The organism is Exiguobacterium profundum (genome assembly GCF_001909285.1).
Taxonomy (GTDB): Bacteria; Bacillota; Bacilli; order Exiguobacteriales; family Exiguobacteriaceae; genus Exiguobacterium; species Exiguobacterium profundum.
Genome location: NZ_MRSV01000001.1, coordinates 2,821,644 through 2,832,066, shown reverse-complemented (window position 1 = coordinate 2,832,066; position 10,423 = coordinate 2,821,644). Strand labels below are relative to the sequence as shown.

Here is a 10,423-nt window from a genome sequence, read left to right as displayed (position 1 = left end):
AGCGCCGAAAGTAGTTGGGGGATCTCCCCCTGTGAGGATAGGACGTTGCCAGGCAAACGGTGGTTCTGGAGCATTCGCTCAAGGGCCGCCGTTTTTTCATATCATCGATTCAGCTTAGTGGAAGAGAGGACGTAAGAAGCAATGGCTAAGAAGATCAAAGTATATGTCGAACCAAATGAAACGGTCAGTGAATGTTTAGATCGAATCAATGAAATGGGTTATCGTCCTATACGCCGTATTGAAAAGCCCGTCTTTGAGCAAACGGGAGCCAAAGATGAACCTGTCCATTCCCATCAATCGATTTTATTTGAATGCGTCTCTAAAGAATCCTAATGCCAAGTCGTCACACTATCTGTGTGACGGCTTTTTTATGTCTTTAACTAAATCAGGCGAGAATTCTCCCTCCTCTAAGCGCCTCGGGCCGTAGCCCGCGTAGGTGGGGGATGAATCGCCCAATCCAATAGTCTTCTCCTCCTGTGACAGATGTGACGAACAAAGGTTCGGGATTCCGTCAGATTCTTCCTCTCCCTCCGCGGGTATCGGATGAGGAGGACACATCACGATCTTCGTAGGGGAGGAGGGACGAACATGCTGAAAGGCTATAAATATAGGCTCCACCCGACGCCGGCACAGGAAGAGTTCCTCATCAAGACGATCGGCTGCGCACGGTTCATCTACAATAAGCTGCTCGAGGACCGCATCGCCATCCGCGAGGAGGCGAAGGCGGGGAACGGGACGAGACGGAAACCGGCGACACCCGCCTCCTACAAGCCCCTGTTCCCGTTTCTCGCCGAGGCGGACAGCCTCGCGCTCGCGAACGCGAAGCTGAACCTCGACGCCGCGTTCGCGAAGTTCTTCGCCGGGACGGGCGGCTTCCCGGTGTTCAAATCGAGACGGCGGTCGCGCGCGTCCTACACGACGAACAACCAGCACGGCACGATCCGCATCGAGGACGGCAAGGTGAGACTTCCTAAAATCGGCTTCGTGAAGTTCACACAACATCGTCCGTTCGATGGAATCATTAAGTCGGCGACGGTCTCGATGACGAGGACGGGCAAGTTCTTCATCTCCATCCTCGTCAATCAAGATGAGGAAAAGTGGATCCCAGTCAAGAGCAAGGTCGGGATTGATCTCGGCCTGGAGCACTTCGCCGTCATGACGAACGACGCGATGGTCTCGGAGAAGATCGACAACCCCCGACTCCTCCGGAAATCCGAAGCGAAGGTCAAGAAGGCACAACGCGCGCTGTCACGCAAGATGGCCGGGAGCCGGAACCGAGAGAAGGCCAGGCTGATCCTCGCCAAGAGACATGAGAAGATCGCCAACCAACGCAAGGACTTCCTTCACAAACTGTCGAGACGGATCGTTGANNNNGTGGAGACATTGAAGTCGAAGGACATGATGCAAAACCATAAGCTCGCCAAGTCCATCGGGGACGTCAGTTGGTACGAGTTCGTCCGTCAACTCGAGTACAAGTCAAACTTCTACGGACGGACGCTCATCAAGGCGGATCAATGGTTCGCATCTACGCAGATCTGTTCTTCTTGTGGCGAGAAAGGTCAGAGGAAGACGATGGATGTCCGTGAATGGACATGTGCCTGTGGCGCGCATCATGACCGTGACATGAACGCGAGCATCAACCTGTTGATGTTGGCAAACTAAAACGAATTCCTTCAGGGTGGGAACCACCCGACGAGCTTGGTAAACAATCGTGGCTAATAAAAGTACGGTCTTCCCAAGAAGCTCCCCCTTCAATTTGCGAAGCAAATAAGTGGCGAGTAGTTCACTTCTCTTGCAGCGACTTCTTCCAATGTTTCTCCGAGTTCCATCGATCCTCCTGGTAATCCCCAGTCAAGTGTATCCGATCGGAATTGCATCAGTACCTCTTTCTTTTGATTGATGACCAAAATGGTTGCTCCCACACTGATAATCGGACGATTCCCAATCACTTCCCGTAAACTTGCGATGTAACTCATCTAACTCCCCCTTTTCAATAGCATACATTACCGAAGATGATTATGCTGATAACGTCTAAAAAGCGAACGATAAATATTCAGACAATTAAAATGTTCGCAGTTTATTGACATGTTTTCAAAGAACAAGGTACGATAGGCGTGTGAGATAAGAAAAATAAATAGTGCTCCATATAATCGCAAGGAAATGGCTTGCAAGTTTCTACCTGATCACCGATTCTGATCAGACTATGGGGTGTAGCGGACGTGTATTTGTCATGCCTATACCCTAAACTGATTGTCGGTTTAGGGATTTCTTTTTGTAAGGGGGACATTGGGAATGAACGTAGCAGTTGGAGTAATCATGGGAAGTTCATCTGATTGGGAGACGATGAAACATACATGTGACGTGTTGGATGAATTACAGATTCCATATGAAAAACAAGTCGTATCAGCTCACCGTACACCAGACCTTATGTTCGAATATGCTGAAGAGGCACGAGGCAGAGGCATCCAAGTGATCATTGCGGGTGCTGGTGGGGCAGCCCACCTTCCTGGAATGGTCGCTGCGAAAACGACACTTCCTGTCATCGGTGTCCCGGTTCAGTCGAAAGCACTCAATGGAATGGATTCGCTCCTCTCCATTGTTCAGATGCCTGCAGGAGTTCCAGTAGCAACTGTTGCCATCGGAAAAGCGGGAGCAACGAATGCAGGGTTATTGGCTGCTCAAATCCTCAGCATCCACTCCACAGACATTACAAATCGACTTGATGCATTTCGTGAGAAGAAACAAGAGATGGCGATGCGAGGAACGGAGGAGTTGGTCTGATGAGAATCGGAATTTTAGGTGGAGGACAACTTGGACGGATGATGTCACTCAGTGCGAGTGCAATGGGATACACGACACTTTGTCTTGACCCGAACCCCAATGCACCGACTGCTCAAGTGGCAGATTCAATTGTTGCCTCATTTGATGATGTCGATGCCGCAAAAGAACTCGCTGCTCGTTCAGACGTTGTGACGTATGAATTTGAGAACATCGATACGGAAATGATTGCAGCCATCGAAGAAAAATGCCCACAAGGTATGGACGTGTTGAAGGCGACGCAACATCGCATCTTAGAGAAACAGATGATTGAATCAGCAGGACTACGTGTCGCACCGTATGTTTCGGTACGTACGGTTCGAGATGTACGGCAGGCATATGAGAAGCTCGGCTTACCATTTGTCATCAAAACGTGTCGCTTCGGTTATGACGGGAAAGGGCAGACGGTCATTCGGTCGGAACATGACCTTCAGACATTCGTTGAACATTTTGTCGAGCAGGAATATGTCGCCGAAGCTTGGTTGCCATTTGAAAAAGAAATTTCAGTCATTGTGACGAGAGGGTATGACGAAACGTCGACATTCCCAATCAGTGAAAACATTCATCACAACAACATCCTACATTTATCGATTGTACCGGCTCGCGTATCAAATGAGATTCAAGAGGATGCAAGACACCTCGCTCTCCAGCTTGCAGACCATATCGGCTTAATGGGAACGCTCGCTGTCGAGCTGTTCGTCATGGCGGATGGCCGTCTATATGTGAATGAGCTTGCGCCGCGTCCGCACAACTCCGGGCACTACACGATTGACGCTTGTGAAACCTCACAATTTGAACAACACATTCGAGCCGTGACCGGGATGCGCCTTGGACGGACGAGATTGACATCGCCTGTCGTCATGGTCAACCTTCTCGGCGAGCATATGCCACGACTTCATGTCAAAGCATTGCCATCGAATGTTAAACTACATCTGTATGGAAAAGATGAAGCGAAGACAGGTCGCAAAATGGGACATTTGAACGTCCTTGGTGACACGGTCGAAGAAGCGCTTCATACCATCGAACAACTGGCAATTTGGAAGGAGACCGTTTTATGATTTCACGCTACACCCGCCCAGAGATGGCAAACATTTGGACTGATCAAAACAAATTCGAGGCTTGGTTAAAAGTTGAACTTTATGCCTGTGAGGCTTGGAGTGAACTCGGTATCATCCCGAAAGAAGATGTACAAGTTCTTTGGGACAAGGCATCGTTCGATGTTGATCGCATTCTAGAGATTGAACAAGAGACACGTCATGATGTGATTGCGTTCACTCGTGCCGTTTCCGAGACACTCGGAGAAGAGAAAAAGTGGGTACATTACGGATTGACGTCGACGGATGTCGTCGACACGGCACTCTCGTACTTAATCAAACAGGCGAATGATCTTTTAGAAGCCGATTTAGATCGCTTCATCGGTATTCTCGCAGAAAAAGCGAAGGCACATAAGTATGACATCATGATGGGACGTACCCATGGCGTTCACGCGGAACCGACCACGTTCGGTCTGAAGCTCGCCCTCTGGTATGAAGAGATGAAACGAAACAAAAAACGCTTCATGGCAGCTCGCGAAACGATTGAATTCGGGAAGATGAGCGGAGCGGTTGGGACGTTTGCGAATATCGACCCGTTCATCGAGTCATACGTCTGTGACAAGCTCGGTATCCAAGCTGCACCGATTTCGACACAGACACTCCAACGTGACCGTCATGCCGAGTACATGTCAACACTCGCATTGATTGCCACATCGATTGAAAAGATGGCAACCGAGATTCGTGGACTTCAAAAAACAGAGACACGCGAAGTGGAAGAGTTCTTTGCGAAAGAACAAAAAGGGTCTTCTGCGATGCCGCATAAACGTAACCCAATCGGTTCTGAAAATATGACGGGTCTTGCACGCGTCATTCGCGGTCATATGATGACAGCATACGAGAATGTCCCACTCTGGCATGAACGTGACATCTCGCACTCATCAGCAGAACGAATCATCATTCCGGATGCGACGATTCTCCTCAACTACATGTTGAACCGTTTCGGTAACATCGTGAAGAACTTGACGGTCTTCCCGGACAACATGCGCCGCAATATGGACCGTACGTTCGGGATCATCTTCTCGCAACGGATCTTACTCGGTCTCATCGAGAAGGGCTGGTCACGTGAAGCAGCATACGACGCGGTTCAACCGAAAGCGATGCAGGCATGGGAAGAAGAGACGATGTTCCGTACATTGATTGAAGAGGACAAAGAGATGGGCGCACTCTTTACGAGTGAAGAGCTCGATGAGTTGTTCGACCCGCGTTATCACGTACGCCGTGTCGATACGATTTTTGAACGCTGTGGTTTGTAATCGTTGAGGGGCGACAAGCCCCTCTCACTTTTAAGGGGGAACGGTTCAGATGAAAGCAATTTATGAGGGCAAGGCGAAGGCGTTATTTGAGACAGAAGAAGCGGGTGTGCTTCGTGTGTACTATAAAGACGATGCGACAGCATTCAATGGAGAGAAGAAAGAGTCGATTGATGGGAAGGGGATTTTAAACAATGCCATCACGACCCAGTTGTTCGAATTGATGCATGACAACAAGATTCCGACGCACTTTATCAAACGAATCTCAGACCGGGAACAGTTGGTCCGTCGTGTCGACATCATTCCGTTAGAGGTGGTCGTCCGCAACGTCGCGGCCGGTAGTCTGGCGAAACGTCTCGGTTGGGAAGAAGGAAAACCGCTCCTCGCACCGATTGTCGAGTTTTATTATAAGGACGATGCGCTTGGGGACCCACTCCTCACGGAGGATCATATCAGATTATTGCAAGTTGCTACACACAAAGAAGTCGAAACATTGCGACAACTCGGGCTTTGGGTAAACGATGTCTTGCTCGATTTCTTTGGTCAACACGGCATCGACGTGATCGATTTCAAACTAGAGTTCGGGAAAGTGGATGGGACGATCATCTTGGCGGATGAAATCTCACCGGATACGTGCCGCCTTTGGGACAAAGAAACGAAACAAAAGCTTGATAAAGATGTATTCCGTCGCGATTTAGGTTCTTTGACTGAGACGTATGGACAATTGTTAACACGCATAGGGGGAAACGGAAAAAAAAAAAAGTAAACGTGTATGTGACATTACGTGAAAGTGTACTCGACCCACAAGGAGTTGCCGTAAAAGGCGGGCTCGAACATCTCGGATTCGCTGGAGTTGAATCGGTGCGTATCGGGAAAGTGATCGAGCTTCAAGTAGCGGACGACACGACAGAAAACATGGTCAAAGAGATGTGTGAGAAGTTACTCGTCAATACGGTCATTGAGAATTATGAAATCGAGATGGGGGTACTCGCATGAAGTTTGCGGTCATCGTCTTTCCAGGATCAAACTGTGACCTCGACATGTACCACGCGGTAAAAGATGTGCTCGGGGAAGAAGCGGAATACGTGTTCCATACAGAGACTTCACTTGAAGGATTCGATGGGGTCCTCTTACCAGGCGGTTTCTCATACGGAGACTACTTGCGCTGCGGGTCAATCGCCCAGTTTTCACCAATCATGGCTGAAGTGAAGCGTTTCGCGGAAGAAGGACGCCCGGTACTCGGGGTATGTAACGGATTCCAAGTGCTCGTCGAAGCGGGACTCCTTCCAGGCGTATTGATGCGAAACCGCGATTTGAAATTCATGTGTAAGACCGTCGACCTCGTCGTCGAAAACAACGAGACGATGTTCACAAGTGAGTACGCGGCACAGGAAACGATTCGTGTACCTATCGCACACGGTGAGGGCAACTACTACTGTGATGATGCGACACTTGCGGCATTGAAGGCAAATGGCCAGATTGCGTTCACCTATAAAGAGAACCCGAACGGATCGGTCGAAAACATCGCCGGCATCACGAACGAGGCAGGGAACGTACTCGGCATGATGCCACACCCGGAGCGTGCGGTCGAAGCGTTGCTCGGTGGGGAAGACGGTAAACGGTTATTCACGTCAATCGTAAAATGGGGGGCACGACATGTTACTTACAACTGAACCGACAGCTACACAAATCCGTGATGAACGGATCTATGCCACGATGGGATTATCGGACGACGAATACGCGCTCGTCGTCTCACTGCTTGGCCGGGAACCGAATTATACAGAGATTGGTCTCTTCTCGGTCATGTGGTCTGAACACTGTTCGTACAAAAACTCGAAACCGGTGCTCCGGAAGTTTCCGACAACCGGCAAGCACGTCTTACAAGGACCGGGAGAAGGGGCTGGAATCGTCGACATCGGAGACGGCCAAGCCGTCGCCTTTAAAATCGAGAGTCATAACCATCCATCCGCGATCGAGCCTTATCAAGGAGCGGCGACTGGGGTTGGCGGAATCATCCGTGACATCTTCTCGATGGGCGCCCGTCCGATTGCTTTATTGAACTCACTCCGTTTCGGAGATTTGAACGAATCACGTGTGAAACATTTATTCGGTCATGTCGTATCCGGCATCGCTGGATACGGGAACTGTGTCGGCATCCCGACTGTCGGTGGGGAAGTCGCCTTTGACCCGGCTTACTCAGGAAACCCACTCGTCAACGCAATGTGCGTCGGCTTCATCCGTCATGAAGACATTCAAAAAGGAATCGCGGAAGGTGTAGGGAACTCTGTCATGTACGTCGGAGCAACGACAGGACGTGACGGAATCCATGGTGCCACGTTCGCTTCTGAAGAACTCGGGGAAGACGCGGACGAGAAACGTCCAGCCGTCCAAGTCGGAGACCCGTTCATGGAGAAGCTCTTGATCGAAGCGTGTCTCGAAGTCATCAAGCACCCGGCGCTCGTCGGGATTCAAGACATGGGCGCAGCCGGATTGACGTCATCGTCAGCAGAGATGGCATCGAAAGCAGGGATGGGAATCGAGATGAATCTAGACCTCGTCCCACAACGTGAGACAGGCATGACACCTTACGAGATGATGCTATCGGAATCGCAAGAGCGGATGCTCCTCGTCGTCAAAGCTGGACATGAAGACGAAATCGAAGCAATCGTCACGAAGTGGGGACTTCATGCAGTCAAAGTCGGAGAAGTCATTGAAGAAAAAGTACTTCGTCTCGTTCACCAAGGTGAAGTCGCGGCGGAAGTCCCGGTCGATGCACTCGCCGAAGACGCTCCTGTCTATCATAAACCGTCTAAAGTCCCGGCATATTACGAAGCATTCCAAGCGATGGAGCCGGTCACACCAGTTGTCGAAGATGTGATGGCGACATGGAAAGACGTCCTTGCGATGCCGAGCATCGCCTCGAAACGTTGGGTGTATGAGCAATATGACCATATGGTACAAACGTCGACAGTCGTCGCACCGGGTAGTGATGCCGCAGTCATTCGCATTCGTGAGACGGAGAAGTCGCTCGCGATGACGACGGACTGCAACGCAAAATATGTCTATCTCGATCCACGTGTCGGTGGAGCCATCGCTGTCGCGGAGGCGGCGCGAAACATCGTCGCAAGTGGTGCAGAACCACTCGCTTTGACGGACTGCCTCAATTTCGGGAGCCCGGATAAACCGGAAGGGTTCTGGCAGCTCGATCAAGCCGTCGAAGGAATGGCAGAAGCGTGTCGTACGCTTGATACGCCGGTCATCGGTGGGAACGTATCGCTGTATAACGAATCGAACGGACAAGCCATCTACCCGACACCGGTCGTTGGAATGGTCGGACTCATCGAAAAACCAGAACATATTACGACATCGTTTGCGAAACAAGCGGGAGACGTCGTCTTCTTACTCGGTGAGACAAAAGCAGAATTTGGCGGAAGTGCCCTTCAAATGTTGCAAGACGGAAAAGTGAGCGGTCATGCACCGACACTCGACCTTGAAGAAGAACGTCAGACACAGAAGGTATTGCTTCACGCGATCCGTGAAGGTCTGGTCACGGCGGCACACGACGTGTCAGAAGGTGGTCTTGCGGCAGCGTTACCGGAACTGGTCTTTGGAACAGGGTTCGGCATGGACGTGACGATCGACACAGACCTTGTGACGGCACTATTTAGTGAATCCCAGTCACGTTTCCTCGTGACAGTAGACAAGGCACATGCCGAGTCATTCGCGCGCATGACGAACGGGACAGCAATCGGGACAGTGACAGAAGCCCCGACCCTTGTCGTTCGCGCAAGCGACCGCTTGATTGAAATGGACGTGAAAGAGTTGGAACGTGTATGGGAAGGAGCTATTCCATGTTATATGACATCCGAGGCATGAACGAGGAGTGCGGCGTCTTCGGTGTGTTCGGTCACATCGAAGCCTCACACCTTGCCTATTACGGACTGCACAGCTTGCAACACCGTGGCCAAGAAGGAACGGGGATCGTCACGGCAGACGGAGAACGTCTCCATGCGAAACGAGGACTCGGTCTCGTTACCGAGGTGTTCGATGAGACGTCACTCGACACACTCACGGGGAATCATGCGATTGGGCATGTCCGCTACTCAACGGCAGGCGGCAATACGTTAGAGAACGTTCAACCGCTCCATTTCAAGTCGTTGACTGGGGATTTGGCGATGGCGCATAACGGAAACCTCGTGAATGCGAACGAATTGAAACATATGCTCGAAGCGGAAGGCGCGATCTTCCAGACGACGTCCGACACGGAAGTCGTGGCTCACCTCATCAAGCGAAGTCGCGGCAATTCGTTGAAAGAACGAATCGCCGACAGCTTGGCTCGTCTCGTAGGAGCATTCGCTTTCCTATTCTTGACGGAAGATGCACTGTACGTCGGTGTCGACGTGCATGGGTTACGTCCATTGTCACTTGGACAAACCGAAGACGGGGCTTACGTGTTCGCTTCGGAAACGTGTGCGTTTGACGTCGTGGGGGCGACGTACGTACGAGATGTTGAACCAGGAGAATTGCTCATGGTCACGAATGAAGGGATCACGTCGGAGCGATTCAGTGAAGCGGCAGTCCGTGCCATGTGTTCAATGGAATACATCTACTTCTCAAGACCGGACTCCATCATCGATGGCATCAACGTGCATACGGCACGTAAGGCCATGGGGAAAAAGATGTTTGAAGAAGCACCGGTCGAAGCGGATGTCGTGACAGGTGTGCCGGATTCAAGTATTTCTGCGGCAATCGGCTATGCTGAGGCGAGCGGAATTCCTTACGAAATGGGACTCATTAAAAACCGTTACGTCGGACGGACGTTCATTCAACCGTCCCAGGAATTACGGGAGCGCGGCGTGAAGATGAAGTTGTCAGCGTTACGCGGTGTCGTAAACGGGAAACGCGTCATCATGGTCGATGATTCCATCGTCCGTGGAACGACGAGTCGCCGAATCGTCACGTTACTTCGAGAGGCAGGCGCGACAGAAGTGCATGTGCGCATCACGTCACCACCAATCAAACATCCGTGTTACTACGGAATCGATACATCCACCAAGGAAGAGTTAATTGCGGCAACCAAATCCATTGAAGAAATCAGAGAAGAGATTGGTGCCGATTCACTAGCGTTCCTCACATTGGATGGAACGGTCGAAGCCATCGATCGTCCATTTGAAGGAGCACTACGCGGGCAGTGTGCTGCATGCTTCACGGGACTTTATCCGACTGAACTTGCAGAACTCGTGACAGAGACAAAGGCTTAAG

At 50.9% G+C, this 10,423-nt stretch carries 10 protein-coding genes, 1 pseudogene and 1 riboswitch; of the genes and pseudogenes, 10 read left to right on the top strand and 1 reads right to left on the bottom strand.

Annotated elements, in window-relative coordinates; translation table 11 throughout:
• The first annotated feature begins 141 nt into the window (after window positions 1-141).
• Window positions 142-333, top strand: coding sequence for an NETI motif-containing protein (locus tag BBB58_RS14560; RefSeq protein WP_015880702.1), 192 nt, complete (start codon window positions 142-144; stop codon window positions 331-333).
• A 255-nt stretch (window positions 334-588) separates the two neighbouring features.
• A complete protein-coding gene (locus BBB58_RS14555; RefSeq protein WP_074037841.1) occupies window positions 589-1,662 on the top strand; it encodes an RNA-guided endonuclease TnpB family protein in 1,074 nt (357 codons plus the stop codon).
• 122 nt (window positions 1,663-1,784) lie between these two features.
• On the opposite strand, the pseudogene BBB58_RS14550 reads toward BBB58_RS14555, so the two are convergent.
• A pseudogene (locus tag BBB58_RS14550) lies at window positions 1,785-1,976 on the bottom strand (NUDIX domain-containing protein); the annotation flags it as partial.
• Window positions 1,977-2,122: 146 nt separating this feature from the next.
• Window positions 2,123-2,224, top strand: a riboswitch (purine riboswitch).
• A 68-nt stretch (window positions 2,225-2,292) separates the two neighbouring features.
• On the opposite strand from BBB58_RS14550, the gene purE reads away from it, so the two are divergent.
• The 8 genes from purE to purF are packed head-to-tail and all read left to right on the top strand — an operon-like array spanning window position 2,293 to window position 10,422.
• Window positions 2,293-2,781 (top strand): 5-(carboxyamino)imidazole ribonucleotide mutase, encoded by a 489-nt coding sequence (gene purE, locus BBB58_RS14545; protein ID WP_074032924.1) that lies wholly within the window; start codon window positions 2,293-2,295, stop codon window positions 2,779-2,781.
• On the top strand, window positions 2,781-3,875 hold the full coding sequence (gene purK / locus BBB58_RS14540) for a 5-(carboxyamino)imidazole ribonucleotide synthase (RefSeq protein ID WP_205728284.1): 1,095 nt from the start codon (window positions 2,781-2,783) through the stop codon (window positions 3,873-3,875). The genes purE and purK overlap by 1 nt, the downstream gene beginning before the upstream one ends.
• Window positions 3,872-5,164 carry an adenylosuccinate lyase gene (gene purB, locus BBB58_RS14535; RefSeq protein WP_074037839.1) on the top strand — a complete coding sequence of 431 codons (1,293 nt, stop codon included), beginning with the start codon at window positions 3,872-3,874 and terminating at the stop codon, window positions 5,162-5,164. Before purK ends, purB begins: the two co-directional genes overlap by 4 nt.
• 49 nt (window positions 5,165-5,213) lie before the next feature.
• Window positions 5,214-5,927, top strand: coding sequence for a phosphoribosylaminoimidazolesuccinocarboxamide synthase (purC, locus tag BBB58_RS14530; RefSeq protein ID WP_074037838.1), 714 nt, complete (start codon window positions 5,214-5,216; stop codon window positions 5,925-5,927).
• 8 nt (window positions 5,928-5,935) lie between these two features.
• Window positions 5,936-6,157 carry a phosphoribosylformylglycinamidine synthase subunit PurS gene (purS, locus tag BBB58_RS14525; protein ID WP_439097891.1) on the top strand — a complete coding sequence of 74 codons (222 nt, stop codon included), beginning with the start codon at window positions 5,936-5,938 and terminating at the stop codon, window positions 6,155-6,157.
• Window positions 6,154-6,834, top strand: coding sequence for a phosphoribosylformylglycinamidine synthase subunit PurQ (purQ, locus tag BBB58_RS14520; RefSeq protein ID WP_015880709.1), 681 nt, complete (start codon window positions 6,154-6,156; stop codon window positions 6,832-6,834). Before purS ends, purQ begins: the two co-directional genes overlap by 4 nt.
• Complete coding sequence (gene purL / locus BBB58_RS14515) at window positions 6,818-9,037, top strand: phosphoribosylformylglycinamidine synthase subunit PurL (RefSeq protein ID WP_074037836.1); 2,220 nt, start codon at window positions 6,818-6,820, stop codon at window positions 9,035-9,037. Before purQ ends, purL begins: the two co-directional genes overlap by 17 nt.
• Complete coding sequence (gene purF / locus BBB58_RS14510) at window positions 9,013-10,422, top strand: amidophosphoribosyltransferase (RefSeq protein WP_074037835.1); 1,410 nt, start codon at window positions 9,013-9,015, stop codon at window positions 10,420-10,422. The genes purL and purF overlap by 25 nt, the downstream gene beginning before the upstream one ends.
• Window position 10,423 lies beyond the last annotated feature (1 nt).